Genomic DNA, 16,745 nt, shown 5'->3' on the forward strand with positions numbered 1-16,745 from the left:
TCTTAAAACTTGAGTCCGCCTTCGCGGGCCCCATCGGACAGTGCCTTGACCCGACCATGGTAGATATAGCCACCGCGGTCAAAGACCACCTCTTCTATACCGGCTGCCTTCGCTTTTTCGGCCAGCATCTCACCGACCTTCTTAGCCAGCTCACAACGATCTTTCAGGCCAGATCCGTCAAACTCCTTGCTCTCGGTGGACATGGAGGTGATGGTCTGCTGCTTGAGATCATCGATGAGCTGTACATATATGTGCTTGTTGCTGCGAAATACCCGCATGCGTGGCTTGTCACCGGTGCCACTGATTTTCTTGCGGATCCGTTTGATCCGTTTCATACGGGCAGTAACTTTAGGATGTGTTTTAGCCATGATGTTACTCTTTCAATGATTAATTAACTTGCTGCACCGGCTTTACCGACTTTCCGGACAATATGCTCATCAACATAACGGATGCCTTTGCCCTTGTACGGCTCAGGCTTACGGATGGCCCGGATGCGCGCAGCAGTAAGTCCCACCAGTTCCTTATCGATACCGGTAACGGTAATGTTGTTGTTCTTGTCGACTTCAGAACTGATACCTGCCGGCAGAACAAACTCAACCGGGTTGGAGTATCCAACGTTCAGGGTGAGGGTATCATTGGAGAGGTTGGCTCGATAACCCACACCCTCAACGGTCAGTTTCTTCTCAAATCCGGTGTTCACCCCGACCACCATGTTGTTGACCAGTGACCTGCTCATGCCCCAGAAGGCCATGACTTTCTTGCTGTTGCCCTTGGGGGTAAGGATGAGTTCATTGCCCTCTTCCCTACACTCAATCTCTGGGCGCAGGTCTCTTTCCAGAGTACCCTTGGGCCCGGTCACTGTAATGTGTGTACCTTGTATTTCAACCTTTACCCCAGTGGGTACAGGGATCGGTTGTTTTCCGATTCTGGACATTTTGAACTCCTTGTCGTCAGAAAATGCAGTTACCAGATTTCACAAAGCAACTCACCACCTATCCGGCGTGCACGTGCTTCTCTGTCGCTGATCACACCCTGGGAGGTCGTCAGTATACCAACGCCCAGCCCGGTCATTACCTTGGGGATACGATCGTTCTTTTTATATTGGCGCAATCCTGGTTTACTGACCCGCTTGATGCCGGTGATAACCTGCTCACCATTGGGCCCGTATTTCAGATCAATCTTCAGGATGCCCTGCACCTCTTGCTCAATGACCTGGTAATCGGTGATATACCCTTCATCCTTGAGCACTTTGGCGACATTGACTTTGATTGTTGACAGAGGCATTTCCACGGACTCAAAGCGGGCCTTTACGCCGTTTCTGATTCGGGTCAGCATATCTGCCAGTGGATCACTCATAGACATTGATTTTTTCCTCTTTTAAAAAGCGAATTGCTGGACATTTGCTCAAACAACTTCTTCAAGTCGTCCTCGTCAGGGGCAGCACTGCCTGTTCATCTACCAGCTTGACTTGGTAACCCCGGTCAATTCTCCCTGTGAGGCCAGTTTCCGAAAACACAGCCTGCAAATGCCAAACTTTCTCATATAGGCTCTTGGACGACCACAAAGAGGACATCTGTTGTAAGAGCGTGCTTTAAATTTTGGTTTACGTTTTGCCTTGGCAATGAGTGATTTTTTTGCCACTGCATCCTCCTGAAGAATAGTTGTTATTTGAGACAAAAGAAGTAAGCGGCTTACTTCTTTTTGAATGGCATACCCATAGCTTTCAACAAAGCGCGACCCTGCTCATCGCTATCGGCAGAGGTCACTATGGTAATATTCAGTCCTCGAATTTTGTCGATCTTGTCGTAATCAATCTCCGGGAAAATGATGTGCTCGGTGATCCCCATGGAGAAGTTACCACGCCCGTCAAAGCCTTTGGGGGAAATCCCGCGAAAGTCGCGAACCCGAGGCAGGGCGATGTTGATTAATTTTGATAGAAAGTCATACATCCTTTCACTGCGCAGGGTTACCCGTGCACCGATGGGCATGCCTTCACGCAGTTTAAAGGTGGCAATGGATTTTTTGGCTTTGGTTACAACGGCCTTCTGGCCAGCAATCAGGGTCAGCTCACCAGCAGCCTTATCCACTGATTTAGGATTCTGCACCCCCTCACCGATCCCCATGTTGAGAACGACTTTCTCAATCTTAGGAATCTCCATTACACTTTTGAGGTCAAATTCTTCTTTCAGTTGAGATTTGATCTCGTTATCGTACTGTTCTTTAAGTGTTCCCATCGTGTACTCCGTGGTCAGTGAGAATCCTTACGATTTTGTAGTTTCAAGAGTTGCGTTACAGCCTTTACAGACACGCACCTTTGTACCATCTTCCAGGTTGCTCTTTCCGGTACGTACTGTCTCGGTACATTCAGGGCAGACAATCATTACATTAGAGATATGGATTGAGGCCTCTCTCTCTATGATCTGTCCCGGCTGTGTCGCATCAGTTCCCTTTTGATGTTTCTTAATCATGTTGATTCGTTCGACGACGACACGGTTACGACTGCGGTCCACCTTGAGGATCTTTCCTACCCGACCTTTGTCTTTACCGGCAATGACTTCAACCTGATCATTAACTCTAAGACTTGCTTGTCCCTGACGCATTGTTCTTACCTCGTTTCCCTTCATCTATGGTCTTGCTGTAAGGTCAGGACCTCACAGAACTTCCGGTGCAAGGGATATAATCTTCATAAAACCTAACGATCTGAGTTCGCGGGCAACCGGTCCGAAAATACGCGTACCAATCGGCTCTCCATTTCCACTCAGGAGGACCGCAGCATTCTCATCAAATTTGACAGCTGTATCTTCTGGTCGCTGTATCTCTTTTTTAGTCCGCACGATAACGGCGTCTAAAACATCGCCCTTCTTCACTTTTGCATGGGGAATGGCTTCCTTTACCGTCACGACGATAATATCCCCAATGCTTGCATATCGTTTCCGTGTTCCCCCCAGCACCCTGATGCACAATACTTTCTTAGCACCGGAGTTGTCGGCAACATTTAACATGCTTTCGGTTTGAATCATGGTTCCACCTGAAATGCTTTATTTGCAGCTACTTACAATCATCCACCAGGGTATCTGGTCAAACAGAGCGCTCTATGATTGACCGTACAAGCCAGCGTTTATTCTTAGACAAAGGACGACACTCTTCGATCAGGACAACATCACCGATGTTGCACTCGTTGGCCGAATCATGTGCCATATATTTTACGTTACGACGGATATACTTGCCGTAGAGTTTGTGCCGTACTTTTCTTTCAACAAGAATAACGACACTCTTATCCATCTTGTTGCTTACAACCGTACCCTGGCGGGTCTTTTTGTTTTTTGCTGTCATCGCTCTATTCCTGTGGCTCTTAAGCTCGCTGTTGGTTGGCCTATTGTTTTTCTGCAATCACAGTCTTGATCTGGGCAATGTCTTTCTTCAACTGTCCCAGTCGAGCCGGATTTTCCAGGCGCCTGATTCCATGTTGGAATTTGAGCTTGAAAAGATCTTCTCGAACGTCGTTTTCCTTCTTCTTCAGAGCGTCGAGATCAAGTTCGCGGAGTTCTTTTACCTTCATATCGTCTCCCTCCTGGTGATTACTTTCGTAGGAAAGGGGAGTTTATAACTGGCCAGCTTCAGCGCTTCGAGGGCAAGCTCTTCCGGAACTCCTTTGAGTTCGTAGAGCACCTTGCCGGGTCGGATGGTGGCCACCCAGTACTCAGGAGAACCCTTACCCTTACCCATCCGGGTTTCGGCAGGCTTCTTGGTGATCGGCTTGTCAGGAAAGACCCTGATCCACAGCTTTCCACCACGTTTGATTTTCCTGTTGATGGTAATACGAGCAGCTTCGATATGTTGGGCCGTCATCCGACCACAACCAACAGCCTTCAGCGCGAAGTCACCAAAAGAGATGTCTGATCCGCGTTGGGCCTTCCCGCGCATTCTACCTTTGTGTTGTTTTCTATGTTTTACTTTGCGTGGACTTAACATATTATTATTCCTGCATATGGGGTTATGCTGTCACAAGGAGTAAAGAACAGATGATATCGATTGGCAGGCGGATTACTTCTCCGCTACCATTTCGCTGTCGGAAAGAACTTCTCCTTTGAATATCCATACTTTAACCCCTATAATACCGTAGGTGGTCTTTGCCTCGGCAGTACCATAGTCTATATCGGCACGAAGGGTGTGCAGGGGTACTCGACCCTCTTTGAACCATTCGGTACGTGACATCTCAGCACCACCCAGACGTCCGGAGCAGGAAATCTTGATCCCCTGGACACCAAAACGCAGCGCGGAGTTGATGGACTTTTTCATGGCCCGGCGGAAGGCAATTCGACGCTCGAGCTGCATGGCGATGTTTTCGGCAACAAGCTGGGCATCCGCTTCCGGTCGGCGAACCTCTTGGATATCAATTAAGCAAGATCGCCCGAACTTCTGCTCCAGATCCTTTTTCAAGCTCTCTATCTCTGACCCTTTCTTGCCGATAACGATCCCCGGCCGGGCAGTAAACAGTTTAACTTTAACTTTTTCTCCGGTGCGCTCTATGACAATACGGGCAATTCCGGCATGATATAAACGTTTTTTCAGATACTTCCGAATAAGTTGATCTTGATGCAAGTTATTCGCATAATCTTTATCGGCATACCAGATAGATTCCCATGACCGGGTTATGTTCAACCGCAATCCAATGGGATTTACTTTTTGACCCAAGATAATCCTCCGTTCCCTCTATCTTTAATCTCTAGTGACCACTGTTTTAAGATCAGGTTTCATCGACAACCACGGTGATGTGGCTGGTTCTCTTTAAGATACGGGTCGCTCTGCCTTGGGCTCTCGGACGGAACCTCTTTAACATCGGTCCACCATCAACAAAGATCTCTTTCACGTAGAGTGTATCCACATCGATTGAGTCACTTTGATCGGCGTTGGCAACAGCTGACTCGATTACCTTTCTTAAGATTCGAGCGGCTTTCTTTGGCATAAACCGCAGGGTGGTAATGGCATTTCCGGCGTCCATCCCCCGAACCACGTCTGCAACCAGACGGGCCTTTTGCGGTGAAATTCGTATGTGCTTAGCGACGGCTTTGGTTTCCATCGTTTGACTCCTTAGCGCTTTCTTGAAAAGTCAGCTGTTAGCGTCCCTTTCTATCAGAGGCATGGCCATAGTAGGTACGGGTAGGAGAAAATTCTCCAAGTTTATGACCAACCATATTTTCTGTGACATACACTGGAATGAATTTTTTCCCGTTGTGGACGGCAAATGTCAGTCCTACCATTTCCGGTGTAATATCCGACCGTCTAGACCAGGTCTTAATGACCTTTCGTGAACCACTCTCCTGCGCCTGTTCAACCTTCTTCTGCAGATGGTCGTCGACAAAGGGACCTTTTTTAATGGAACGAGCCATATCCAAATACTCCTGTTTTACTTACGTTTGGTGACGATATCGCGGTCAGAGGCTTTCTTCTTACGGGTCTTAAAGCCTTTGGTCGGTACACCCCAGGGTGAAACCGGGTGCCGTCCACCTGAACTCTTACCTTCGCCGCCACCCATGGGGTGATCGACCGGGTTCATGGCGACACCTCGGACAGAGGGCCGCTTCCCTTTCCAGCGGTTACGCCCGGCCTTGCCAAGCTTCTGGCTGGAGTGCTCGGAGTTACCGACCTGACCGATGCAGGCACGGCAATCCTTGTGGAACCTTCGCACTTCGCCGGAGGGCAGCTTGACCAGCACCTGGTGTCCGTCCTTGGCCATCAGCTGGGCTGAGGCTCCGGCGGAGCGAACCAGCTGCGCCCCCTTGCCGATCTTCATCTCGATGTTATGGATGATGGTACCGAGGGGAATATTGATCAGCGGCAAACAGTTGCCGGGCTTGATATCAGCGTCGGCTCCGGCCATGATGGTATCACCCACCAGGATGCCGTTTGGTGCAAGGATGTAGGTTTTTTCGCCGTCAGCATAGGTCAACAGGGCAATATGGGCAGACCGGTTAGGATCGTATTCTATTGCCGTTACCGTGGCCGGAACCGTGGTTTTGTTTCTCTTCCAGTCAATGACCCGGTACTTCCTCTTATGGCCACCACCCTTATGACGGGAGGTGATGCGACCGTAGGAGTTTCTCCCGCCGGTCTTTTTCAAAGGACGGAGGAGACTCTTTTCAGGTTCTTTATCAGAAAGATACTCCTGTTTCACAGAAACGTAGTGACGTTTTCCGGGTGATGTCGGCTTATGGGTTTTGATTGCCATTGTTATTCCTGTAATAGTATATCTTCAGGTGTAAACCGAGATGTTACACAAGTGGATTAAAGCTCTTCAAGAAAGTTGATCTCGCCCTCGGAGAGGGTGACGTAAGCTTTTTTCCAATCGTTCGTCTTCCCAACTGACTTCAAGCCTACGCGCTTCTTCTTACCGCGCATATTTGCAGTTGCAACATTGGCCACCTTCACATTGAACAGGCTCTCAACGGCCTCTTTGATCTCGATCTTGTTGGCACGGCGATCGACTTTTAACGCGACGGTTCCCTGTGTTTCCTGCAGGATATTACTCTTCTCAGTCAGGCATGGGCCTTTTATGACATTATACATTGCCTTCATACCATTATCCTCTCTTCAAGCTTGGCAACACTGCTTTGGATCAGCATGAGTTTGGGGTACTTAAGGATATCAAAGACATTGACTCCAGCCACCGGCAAAACCTTATACCCTACGGCATTACGCGCTGACTTGCTGAGAACCTCATCATTGTCTGCAGTGACAATCAGGCAGTTCCCAAACTCGAAGTTATTCATCACCTTGACAAAGCCCTTGGTCTTGATTCCCTCAAGGCCGAAGTCATCGATGACCACCACGTTTCCCTCTGCAAAACGGGCACTGAGCGCCATGCGCAGGGCCAGACGTTTCACCTTTTTGGGCATGGAGTAGCTGTAGTCCCTTGGCCTGGGTCCGAAGACGGTCCCACCGCCACGCCAGATGGGTGAGTTTTTGGTACCGGCGCGTGCACGGCCCGTCCCCTTCTGGCGCCAGGGCTTGGCTCCACCGCCGCGGAGTTCACCACGGGTCTTGGTAGAGGCGTTGCCGCTTCTTCTGTTGGCGCGCTGCATGCAAACAATTTCATGCAGAATACTTTCTTTAACTTCTACACCGAACAGGTCGTTATTGAGTTCTATTTCGCTAACTTTTTCTGCCAGGTTATTTACGACATCACAAACTGCCATGAGTATCTCCTTCTGAGCAGCTCCGGTTTACGCTTTTGTGTAAATACTGAGCAAACCGTTTTTTGCTCCGGGCACGGGTCCTTTGACAAGTACGACATTGTCTTCGTCCCGTATATCGATAATCTTATAATTTTTCTGCGTCACCAGCTCGTCACCCATGTGACCGGGAAGCTTCTTCCCCTTGACAACACGGGCTGGCCAGGCGCTACAACCGATTGAACCTGGGGCACGGTGGAATCCGGAACCATGAGAGGCCTTACCACCGGCAAAACCATGTCGCTTCATGACGCCCTGGAAACCATGGCCTTTTGATTTACCGGAGATATCTACCGTATCTCCGATCTTCAGGATCTCACTCACGGTGATCTCCTGACCGAGTTCGTAGGCCTCTGGATCGCTGATCCTAAATTCGCGGATATGGTAAAAACCGGTACCGCCTGATCGTTTTGCATGGCCAGCTTCGGGCTTGTTGAGACGACTGGCCTTCTTTTCAAGAAAACCCACCTGAATGGCATCATACCCTTCTTTGGCAGTGGTTTTTTTCTGGAGAATTTTACAGGGACCAGCTTCAATCACGGTGACGGGAATGGAGCGGCCATGTTCATCATAGACCCTTGTCATTCCCACTTTTCGTCCCAGTATTCCTTTTGTCTTCGGCATTTGTCTACCTGTGTTCTGTTAACTCACTGTGCAGATGAACTTTCCGCCTGTTTACCCTTAGGGGGTGGAGATCAAGGAATCTTGATCTCCACATCAACTCCGGCTGACAGTTCCAATTTCATCAATGCATCGATGGTCTGCTGTGTTGGTTCAAGTATGTCCAGGAGTCTGCGATGGGTTCTCATCTCAAACTGTTCCCGTGATTTTTTATCAACATGGGGTGAACGCAGGACAGTATACTTGTTCTTACTTGTCGGCAATGGAATAGGACCAGCTATGGTAGCGCCTGTTCGCCTTGCAGTTTCAACGATTTCCCGAGTTGAAAGGTCAAGCAATTTATGATCGTAGCCTTTCAGCCTGATACGAATCTTATCTGCCGGGATCATAGTACTCCTCTTATTCGATTATTTCGCTGACAACGCCTGCACCAACGGTGCGCCCACCTTCGCGGATCGCAAAGCGAAGACCGACTTCCATGGCGATCGGAGTGATCAACTCTCCACTGATGTGGATGTTGTCTCCGGGCATTACCATCTCTACGCCTTCCTCAAGGGTAACCACGCCGGTTACATCCGTTGTCCGGAAGTAGAACTGGGGCCGATAACCATTGAAGAACGGGGTATGACGACCACCCTCTTCCTTGGTCAGAATATAGGCTTCCGCCTTGAACTTCTTGTGGGGGGTGATGGAACCGGGCTTGGCCAGTACCTGCCCGCGCACGATCTCTTCACGCTTGACCCCGCGGAGCAGGGCTCCGATGTTGTCCCCTGCCTGTCCTTCATCCAGGAGTTTACGGAACATCTCAACCCCGGTACAGGTGGTCTTCTGGGTATCGCGGATACCGACGATCTCGATCTCGTCACCCACATGAACAATACCGCGCTCAACCCGACCGGTGGCCACGGTGCCGCGTCCGGAGATGGAGAAGACGTCTTCCACAGGCATCAGAAAGGGCTTGTCTACATCACGCTCTGGCTCGGGCACATAGCTGTCAACCGCAGCCATCAGCTCCCAGATGCACTTGGCTTTCTCCTCGTCTTCGGGATTTTCCAGGGCCATCAGGGCAGAGCCACGGACGATGGGGATGTCGTCGCCGGGGAAGTCATACTTGTCCAGCAGCTCCCGCAGTTCCATCTCGACCAGCTCGATCAGTTCCTCGTCGTCGACCATGTCGCACTTGTTGAGGAAGACCACCATGGCAGGAACACCTACCTGGCGTGCCAGGAGGATGTGCTCACGGGTCTGGGGCATGGGACCGTCATCGGCACCAACCACCAGGATCGCGCCGTCCATCTGGGCGGCACCGGTGATCATGTTCTTGATGTAGTCAGCATGGCCGGGACAGTCAACGTGGGCATAGTGCCGAATCTCGGTCTCATACTCAACGTGGGCTGTTGCAATGGTAATACCACGTTCTTTCTCTTCCGGAGCCTTGTCAATATCACTGAAATCGGTGAAGTTGGCCTGGCCTTTGGTGGACAGAACTCGGGTGATTGCAGCGGTCAATGTGGTCTTACCATGATCGATGTGACCAATGGTTCCCACATTAACATGTGGCTTTGTTCGCTCAAATTTTTCCTTTGCCATTGCAGCTACCTCTCAAGCTGTTAGGACTGATTAAACGCCTTTTATCTTTTGTATTATTGCCTCAGCTTTTTTTGCCGGTACTTCGGCAAACGCTGAAAACTGCATCGTAAACGTGGCTCGTCCCTGGGTTGCAGAGCGTAAGTCGGTGGAGTAGCCGAACATCTCCGATAACGCCACCTTAGCCTGGATGGTCTGAATGCCACCCTCTGCATCAACCCCGTTGATCTGCGAGCCTTTCTTGTTCAGGTCATTGATGACATCGCCAAGATAGTCATCAGGGGTAATCACCTCCAGCTCCATGATGGGCTCCAGCAGAACCGGTTCCCCCTGGGCAGCTGCCTGCCTGCAGGCCATGGTCGCCGCAATCCCGAAGGCCATCTCTGTGGAGCGCTCTTCATCAAAAGAGCCTCCGACCAGTACCGCCTCCACATCGGTCAGCGGATAGCCGATCAGCGGCCCGGAGTCGAGACAGCCGAGCACGCCTTTTTCTATGGCCTCCAGATAGATGGTCGGGATCTGCCGCTCATCCACCTGGGAGACGAAGCTGAGCCCTGCGCCCTTCTCGGCCGGCCGGAGTTCCATCTCCACGTGACCGTACTGCTCCTTGCCGGTGGCCTGGGTCTCAAATCGACCCTCTGCCCGGGCTACCACAGTCAGGGCCTCGCGGTAGGAGACCTGGGGCTTACCGACATTGGCGGCAACCTTGAACTCACGGACCAGACGGTCAACGATGATCTCCAGGTGCAACTCGCCCATCCCGGAGATGATCCGCTGACCGGTGTCCTCGTTTACCGACACCTGAAAGCTGGGATCCTCCTTGGAGACCTTGTCCAGACTCTCCATCAGCTTGCCCTCATCGGCCTTGGACTTCGGCTCGATGGCAATCCCGATGACAGGCTCCGGAAAAGACATCTCCTCAAGGACGATGAAGTCTCCGGTGGCACAGAGGGTATCCCCGGTGGTGGTAAACTTAAGCCCGACAATGGCGCCGATATCTCCGGCGGTCAGCTCATCTACCTCTTCACGCTTGTTGGCATGAAGTTTTATCAGTTTCGAGATTTTTTCCGTCTTCCGTTTCAGCGGGTTAAAGACCTTGTCTCCTACCTTGAAACATCCTGAGTACACTCTGATAAAGGAGAGGTTACCCACAAACGGATCGCTCTGCAGTTTGAAAACCAGACCGCAAAACTTTTCGCTTCGCTCTGACTTGCGGATAAGGGGCGCACCGTTCTTATCCGTCCCCTCTACAGGGGGAGTATCGTTGGGTGACGGCAGGTACCAGGTAACAGCATCCAGCAGCGGCTGGACCCCTTTGTTCTTGAAGGCTGATCCGCATAATACCGGGACCAGTTCCAGGGAAAGGGTTGCCTTCCTGATTGCTCTGCGCAAATCACCGGAAGCAATCTCTTGATCGTTTAAATATTGTTCCATGACCTCCTCATCGAAGTCGGCCAACTTCTCGAGGAGCGCCATTCTGGCGGCCGATGAATCTCCTGACAATGCGTCAGGAATGGGTTCCATGGAGACGACTTCTCCCTTGGACCGTTCATCAAATGTGAGCAGTTTCTCTTCGACCAGATCAATGACGCCGCTGAAGGTCTCTTCTCCTCCCACCGGCAGGGTCACCACCAGGGGCTCGGCCCCAAGTCGTTCCCTGATCTGATCGACGCATCGCTCAAAAGAGGCCCCTATGCGGTCCATCTTATTCACAAAGGCGATGCGGGGGATGGCGTACCGATCGGCCTGTCGCCAGACAGTTTCCGACTGGGGCTCAACCCCTCCAACTGCACAAAAGACGGCTACCACTCCGTCCAGCACCCTCAGGCAGCGCTCCACCTCCACGGTGAAATCGACATGCCCCGGGGTGTCGATAATATTTATACTGGTTCCCTGCCACTGGCAGGTGGTAGCAGCGGAGGTGATGGTAATGCCACGCTCCTGCTCCTGCTCCATCCAGTCCATGACGGCGTTGCCGTCATGAACCTCACCTATCTTATGTGACTTGCCCGTATAAAAAAGAATACGTTCAGTAGTGGTGGTCTTTCCTGCGTCGATATGGGCCATTATGCCTATATTGCGCACCTTGGATAACGATTGCGGTCCAGCCACAGCGTACACCTGTATTCTTTGCTATCATTCCAGGCTCGATGGTCCAGAAAAATGAGGTTAATACTTCAGTGGCTGAACTTTGTCAACCACTTTCTTCCCTTTGGTCGATTTACCAGCGATAATGGGCAAAGGCCTTGTTGGCCTCAGCCATCTTGTGGGTATCGTCCTTCTTCTTCACAGAGGCTCCACGACTGTTATAGGCATCGAGCAGTTCAGCAGCGAGCTTCTGGGCCATGGCCTGACCGGAACGCTTCTGGGCGAAACCGATGATCCAGCGAATGGCCAGGGCATTACGACGCTCAGGGCGGACTTCCACCGGCACCTGATAGGTGGCGCCACCGACCCGCCGACTCTTCACCTCGATCCGAGGCCGGACGTTCTCCATGGCCTCCTCAAAGATGGTGAGCGGCTCTTCGTCGGAGACCTTCTCCTCAACGATGTCCATGGCCCCGTAGAAGATGGCCCGGGCAGTGGTCTTCTTTCCGTCCTGCATCAGACCGTTGGTGAACTTGGAGACCAGCACGGAGTTAAACCGGGGATCTGGAGCAACAGGTCGCTTATCGAGTAATTTCTTTCTTGGCATAACTATTCCTACCTTGCTCAGCAGGCGACCTACTTAGGTCGCTTTGCTCCATATTTAGACCGTCCCTGACGACGATCACTCACACCTAAGGTATCCAGGGTACCACGAACGATGTGATAACGAACACCAGGTAAATCCTTTACACGGCCACCGCGAATGAGCACCACAGAGTGCTCCTGCAGATTATGCCCAATGCCAGGGATATAAGAGGTAACCTCTATACCATTGGTCAATCGAACCCTGGCAACCTTCCTCAAAGCTGAGTTGGGCTTCTTCGGTGTGGTCGTATAGACACGTACGCAAACACCTCGCCGCTGCGGACAATTCTGCAGAGCAGGGGTGTTTGACCTCTTGGTAGTTTTTTTACGTCTCTTCCTGACGAGCTGATTTATTGTGGGCATTCAAACCACTCCTTTTATAAATAAAACATCATGCATCATCAACCGTGACTTGAGCACGAAAGGTTGGATATATAAACAATATAGGGAGAAAGGTCAAGCAAAATATCCCTTAATTGTTCCGCTTAAGCTGATAGCGTTCCAGGCCGGTTCCGGCAGAGATCAGGCGGCCCATGATCACGTTCTCCTTTAAGCCGGAGAGGTCGTCGATCTTGCCGGCCATGGCGGCGTTGGTCAGGACCTTGGTGGTCTCCTGGAAGGAGGCCGCGGAGATAAAGGAATCCGTGGACAGGGAGGCCTTGGTGACCCCGAGGAGCAACGGCTCGGCAGAGGCCGGCTGGGTGCCTTCGGCCAGGAGCCGCTCGTTCTCTTCCTGGAACTTCCACCATTCCACCTGCTGGTCCAGCATAAAGATGGAGTCACCGGGATCGGTGATCCGCACCCGCTTCAGCATCTGGCGAACGATGGTTTCGATATGCTTATCATTGATACGAACCCCCTGGAGACGGTAGACTTCCTGGATCTCGTTCACCAGGAACTTGGCAAGCTCCTCGGCTCCCAGGACCCGAAGGATGTCGTTGGGCAGAATCGCTCCCTCCATCAGCTGCTCTCCGGCCTTGACATGGTCACCCTCGTGGACGGTGATGTGCTTGGCCTTCTGCACCAGGTACTCCATGGGCTCCCCGGTTTCAGGGGTAACAATGACCCGCCGTTTCCCCTTGAGATCCTTACCAAAGGAGACCCGACCGTCGATCTCGGTGATCACGGCCTGTTCCTTGGGTTTCCGTACCTCAAAGAGCTCGGCCACCCGAGGCAGACCACCGGTGATATCCTTGGTCTTGGTGGTCTCACGCGGGATCTTTGCGACCACCGTACCAGGGGTGATGATATCACTCTCATCCACGGTGATCACCGAGCCCACCGGCAGCAGATAGCGGGCAGCCAACTCACCATCGGGCAGTTTCAGGGTCCGGCCCCGTTCATCCTTGATGGTGATCCTGGGATTCATCTGTTTGGAGGAGGTGCCCGGAGTGATCACCTTACTGGCCTTACCGGTAATCTGGTCGACGCGCTCCTGCATGGAGTCACCCTCGACCACATCGCCGTACTTGATCTTACCGCCGACCTCTGCCACGATGGGAATGGAAAAGGCGTCCCAGTCGGCGATGATCCTGCCGGGATCAACCACGGATTCTTCCTCGACCCGGAGCACGGCACCGTAGGGTACCGGGAACCGCTCCCGGTCAACGCCCTGATCGTCGAGTACCGATACCTCGGCGTTGCGGTTCATGACCACCAGGTGCCCCTCGGCCGCGCGCACAGAGTGCAGGTTCTTGTACTGTATCCGCCCTCCCCTCTGGGTCCGCACCTCAGCCTGCTCCACCGCCCGGCTGGCCGTACCGCCGATATGGAAGGTCCGCATGGTCAACTGGGTACCTGGCTCACCGATGGACTGGGCAGCGATGATGCCCACGGCCTCACCGATGTTGACCATGTGGCCGCGACCCAGATCCCGGCCGTAACACATGGCGCAGACGCCGCGTTTGGCCTCACAGGTCAGCACCGAGCGAATCATCACCCGATCGATACCGGCGGCCTCGATGGCATCCACCTTGTCCTCGGTGATCTCTTCGTCCATCTCCACCAGCACCTCATCGGTGTGCGGGTCGACGATGTCTTCCAGGGCAACCCGGCCGAGGATACGCTCACCTATACGGACGATCACCTCGCCACCCTCGATCAGGGGCTCGGCCTGGACCCCGCGCATGGTGCCGCAGTCCCGGATCACGATGGTGGAGTCCTGGGCCACGTCGACCAGGCGACGGGTCAGGTATCCGGAGTTGGCGGTCTTCAGCGCCGTATCGGCAAGCCCCTTACGGGCCCCATGGGTGGAGATGAAGTACTCCAGGACGTTCAGGCCTTCCCGGAAGTTGGCCTTAATCGGGGTCTCGATGATCTCGCCCGAAGGCTTGGCCATCAGGCCACGCATTCCGGCCAACTGACGGATCTGATCCTTGGACCCCCTGGCACCGGAATCGGCCATGATATAAACCGCATTGAAACTCTTCAGCTCGTTGACCGTTCCAGCTGCATCCGGGATATACTCAACGGCCATCTCGTCCATCATCTCCTTGGTGATCTTGTCCGTGGCCTTGGACCAGATATCGATGATCTTGTTGTACTTCTCACCGTCGGTGATCAGACCGTCGGAGTACTGCTGGTCAACCTCAGCCGCCTCCTTCTCCGCATCCTCGACAAACTCCTCCTTACGAACCGGAATCTTCATGTCATTGATACAGATGGAGATACCGGCACGGGTGGCATACTCATAGCCCATATCCTTGAGCCGGTCGGCCAGGATAACGGTATCCTTGGTGCCGGCGTGACGGTAGGTATAGTCGATCAGAAAGGCGAGCTCTTTCTTGGAAAGCTCCTTGTTGACCAGCGAATAGGGAACCGCCTCGGGCAGGAGATCACCGACGATCAGCCGACCGATGGTGGTCTGGACCATCTTGCCCCTGATCCGGACCTTGACCCGTGACTGGAGATCGGCGGCATCGTGGTCATAGGCCATCCTGGCCTCAACGGCCGAGGAGTAGCAGGCCCCCTCTCCCTTGACTCCGTAGCGCTCCCTGGTCATGTAGTAAAGCCCCAGAACGATATCCTGACTGGGGATGATGATCGGGCCGCCGTTGGCCGGGGAGAGGATGTTGTTGGTTGACATCATCAACACCCGGGCCTCTACCTGGGCCTCGACAGAGAGCGGCACATGGACCGCCATCTGGTCACCGTCAAAATCGGCGTTAAAGGCGGCACAGACCAGGGGGTGGAGCTGAATCGCCTTGCCCTCGATCAGGACCACCTCAAAGGCCTGCATGCCCAGACGGTGGAGGGTGGGTGCTCGGTTGAGGATCACCGGGTATTCGCGGACGATGCCGTCGAGCACGTCCCAGACCTCCTTGGCGCCCTTTTCCACCATCTTCCGGGCACTCTTGATGGTGGTGACAAAGCCCTTCTGTTCCAGCCGATTGTAGATGAAGGGCTTGAACAGCTCCAGGGCCATCTTCTTGGGCAGGCCGCACTGGTGGAGGCGAAGGTGGGGACCGACCACGATAACCGAACGGCCGGAGTAATCGACCCGCTTACCCAGGAGGTTCTGGCGGAAGCGGCCCTGCTTGCCCTTGAGCATATCGGAGAGCGACTTTAAGGGACGCTTGTTGGGTCCGGTGATGGTCCGGCCCCGGCGACCGTTATCAAAGAGGACATCCACGGCCTCCTGGAGCATCCGCTTCTCGTTGCGGATGATGATATCCGGGGCATCGAGTTCCAACAGACGTTTCAAACGGTTATTACGGTTGATGACCCGGCGATAGAGATCGTTCAGGTCTGAGGTGGCAAAGCGGCCGCCTTCCAGGGGGACCAGGGGACGCAGGTCCGGGGGCAGCACCGGGATGACCTCCAGGATCATCCATTCGGGCCGGTTGCCGGAATCACGGAAGGCCTCCACCACGTTGAGTCGCTTGCCGTATTTGGCGCGCTTGGTGGCCGAGCCGGTGGTCTTCATCTCTTCCCGAAGGGTAACCGAGAGTTCCTTGAGTTCAAGGCCCATCAGCATTTCCCGGATAGCCTCGGCCCCGATTCCAACCCGGAACTGGCCGGGGTAATCGGTCAGGGCATCGCGGTACTGCTCTTCGTTGAGCAGCGAGCCCACCGGCAGGCTTTCGACCTCTGAGGTGACCACGGCATAGGATTCAAAGTAGAGAATGCGTTCCAGCTGCTTGAGGGTCATGTCGAGAATGGCACCGATCTTGGACGGCAGACTCTTTAAAAACCAGATATGGGCGACCGGTGCGGCGAGCTCAATATGGCCCAACCGTTCACGGCGAACCTTGGACTGAATAACTTCAACACCGCATTTTTCACAAACCACACCACGGTGCTTCATGCGCTTATACTTGCCGCAGTTACACTCATAGTCTTTCACCGGTCCGAAGATCTTGGCACAGAAGAGGCCATCACGTTCCGGTTTAAAGGTTCGATAGTTTATGGTCTCAGGCTTCTTCACCTCACCGTGGGACCACTCCATAATCTTCTCAGGAGAGGCCAGGGAGATTTTCACCTTATTAAAACTAACGGGTCCTTTCGGTTTTGCAAAGAAGTTGAACAATTCTTCCACGAATTCACCTATATATTTTCAAATAAAATCGACAG

23 protein-coding genes are annotated in these 16,745 nt (G+C 53.0%); all 23 read right to left on the reverse strand.

The features are described from left to right. Positions 1-2 precede the first annotated feature (2 nt). Positions 3-368: a 50S ribosomal protein L18 gene (gene rplR, locus G494_RS0114985; RefSeq protein WP_028585172.1), complete on the reverse strand. Its 366-nt coding sequence runs from the start codon at positions 366-368 to the stop codon at positions 3-5. Between the two features lie 23 nt (positions 369-391). Beyond that, positions 392-934 (reverse strand): 50S ribosomal protein L6, encoded by a 543-nt coding sequence (gene rplF / locus G494_RS0114990; protein ID WP_028585173.1) that lies wholly within the window; start codon positions 932-934, stop codon positions 392-394. A gap of 29 nt (positions 935-963) precedes the next feature. Beyond that, on the reverse strand, positions 964-1,362 hold the full coding sequence (gene rpsH, locus G494_RS0114995) for a 30S ribosomal protein S8 (protein ID WP_028585174.1): 399 nt from the start codon (positions 1,360-1,362) through the stop codon (positions 964-966). A 93-nt stretch (positions 1,363-1,455) separates the two neighbouring features. After that, entirely contained in the window at positions 1,456-1,641 is a 186-nt protein-coding gene (locus tag G494_RS26405; protein WP_084456935.1) for a type Z 30S ribosomal protein S14, read from the reverse strand. Between the two features lie 50 nt (positions 1,642-1,691). Next, entirely contained in the window at positions 1,692-2,234 is a 543-nt protein-coding gene (rplE, locus tag G494_RS0115000) for a 50S ribosomal protein L5 (protein ID WP_028585175.1), read from the reverse strand. Positions 2,235-2,261: 27 nt separating this feature from the next. Next, positions 2,262-2,624, reverse strand: a complete 363-nt coding sequence (gene rplX / locus G494_RS0115005) for a 50S ribosomal protein L24 (RefSeq protein ID WP_232362571.1) — start codon at positions 2,622-2,624, stop codon at positions 2,262-2,264. Positions 2,625-2,651: 27 nt separating this feature from the next. Next, entirely contained in the window at positions 2,652-3,020 is a 369-nt protein-coding gene (gene rplN / locus G494_RS0115010) for a 50S ribosomal protein L14 (RefSeq protein WP_028585177.1), read from the reverse strand. A gap of 58 nt (positions 3,021-3,078) precedes the next feature. After that, positions 3,079-3,333, reverse strand: a complete 255-nt coding sequence (gene rpsQ, locus G494_RS0115015) for a 30S ribosomal protein S17 (RefSeq protein ID WP_028585178.1) — start codon at positions 3,331-3,333, stop codon at positions 3,079-3,081. A 40-nt stretch (positions 3,334-3,373) separates the two neighbouring features. Further along, positions 3,374-3,559, reverse strand: a complete 186-nt coding sequence (rpmC, locus tag G494_RS0115020) for a 50S ribosomal protein L29 (protein ID WP_028585179.1) — start codon at positions 3,557-3,559, stop codon at positions 3,374-3,376. Continuing rightward, positions 3,556-3,972, reverse strand: coding sequence for a 50S ribosomal protein L16 (rplP, locus tag G494_RS0115025; protein WP_028585180.1), 417 nt, complete (start codon positions 3,970-3,972; stop codon positions 3,556-3,558). The genes rpmC and rplP overlap by 4 nt, the downstream gene beginning before the upstream one ends. Before the next feature lie 72 nt (positions 3,973-4,044). Further along, positions 4,045-4,695, reverse strand: a complete 651-nt coding sequence (gene rpsC / locus G494_RS0115030; RefSeq protein WP_028585181.1) for a 30S ribosomal protein S3 — start codon at positions 4,693-4,695, stop codon at positions 4,045-4,047. A gap of 52 nt (positions 4,696-4,747) precedes the next feature. Continuing rightward, positions 4,748-5,080: a 50S ribosomal protein L22 gene (gene rplV / locus G494_RS0115035; RefSeq protein ID WP_028585182.1), complete on the reverse strand. Its 333-nt coding sequence runs from the start codon at positions 5,078-5,080 to the stop codon at positions 4,748-4,750. 37 nt (positions 5,081-5,117) lie between these two features. After that, the gene (rpsS, locus tag G494_RS0115040; RefSeq protein WP_028585183.1) at positions 5,118-5,390 is read right to left on the reverse strand and encodes a 30S ribosomal protein S19; all 273 of its coding nucleotides are present in this window, start codon (positions 5,388-5,390) and stop codon (positions 5,118-5,120) included. A 17-nt stretch (positions 5,391-5,407) separates the two neighbouring features. Continuing rightward, a complete protein-coding gene (gene rplB, locus G494_RS0115045) occupies positions 5,408-6,229 on the reverse strand; it encodes a 50S ribosomal protein L2 (protein WP_028585184.1) in 822 nt (273 codons plus the stop codon). Positions 6,230-6,285: 56 nt separating this feature from the next. Continuing rightward, positions 6,286-6,576, reverse strand: a complete 291-nt coding sequence (locus tag G494_RS0115050; RefSeq protein ID WP_028585185.1) for a 50S ribosomal protein L23 — start codon at positions 6,574-6,576, stop codon at positions 6,286-6,288. Continuing rightward, positions 6,573-7,196 carry a 50S ribosomal protein L4 gene (gene rplD, locus G494_RS0115055; protein ID WP_028585186.1) on the reverse strand — a complete coding sequence of 208 codons (624 nt, stop codon included), beginning with the start codon at positions 7,194-7,196 and terminating at the stop codon, positions 6,573-6,575. Before rplD ends, G494_RS0115050 begins: the two co-directional genes overlap by 4 nt. 27 nt (positions 7,197-7,223) lie before the next feature. Beyond that, on the reverse strand, positions 7,224-7,856 hold the full coding sequence (rplC, locus tag G494_RS0115060; protein ID WP_028585187.1) for a 50S ribosomal protein L3: 633 nt from the start codon (positions 7,854-7,856) through the stop codon (positions 7,224-7,226). A 71-nt stretch (positions 7,857-7,927) separates the two neighbouring features. Continuing rightward, positions 7,928-8,239 (reverse strand): 30S ribosomal protein S10, encoded by a 312-nt coding sequence (gene rpsJ, locus G494_RS0115065; RefSeq protein WP_028585188.1) that lies wholly within the window; start codon positions 8,237-8,239, stop codon positions 7,928-7,930. Between the two features lie 13 nt (positions 8,240-8,252). Beyond that, a complete protein-coding gene (tuf, locus tag G494_RS0115070; protein WP_028585189.1) occupies positions 8,253-9,443 on the reverse strand; it encodes an elongation factor Tu in 1,191 nt (396 codons plus the stop codon). 30 nt (positions 9,444-9,473) lie between these two features. Continuing rightward, positions 9,474-11,552 (reverse strand): elongation factor G, encoded by a 2,079-nt coding sequence (gene fusA / locus G494_RS0115075; RefSeq protein WP_028585190.1) that lies wholly within the window; start codon positions 11,550-11,552, stop codon positions 9,474-9,476. Between the two features lie 109 nt (positions 11,553-11,661). Beyond that, the gene (rpsG, locus tag G494_RS0115080) at positions 11,662-12,135 is read right to left on the reverse strand and encodes a 30S ribosomal protein S7 (RefSeq protein WP_028585191.1); all 474 of its coding nucleotides are present in this window, start codon (positions 12,133-12,135) and stop codon (positions 11,662-11,664) included. 29 nt (positions 12,136-12,164) lie between these two features. Continuing rightward, a complete protein-coding gene (rpsL, locus tag G494_RS0115085; RefSeq protein ID WP_028585192.1) occupies positions 12,165-12,536 on the reverse strand; it encodes a 30S ribosomal protein S12 in 372 nt (123 codons plus the stop codon). Positions 12,537-12,645: 109 nt separating this feature from the next. Further along, entirely contained in the window at positions 12,646-16,710 is a 4,065-nt protein-coding gene (gene rpoC / locus G494_RS0115090; protein WP_028585193.1) for a DNA-directed RNA polymerase subunit beta', read from the reverse strand. Positions 16,711-16,745: the final 35 nt, after the last annotated feature.

Source organism: Desulfogranum mediterraneum DSM 13871 (assembly GCF_000429965.1).
GTDB lineage: Bacteria > Desulfobacterota > Desulfobulbia > Desulfobulbales > Desulfobulbaceae > Desulfogranum > Desulfogranum mediterraneum.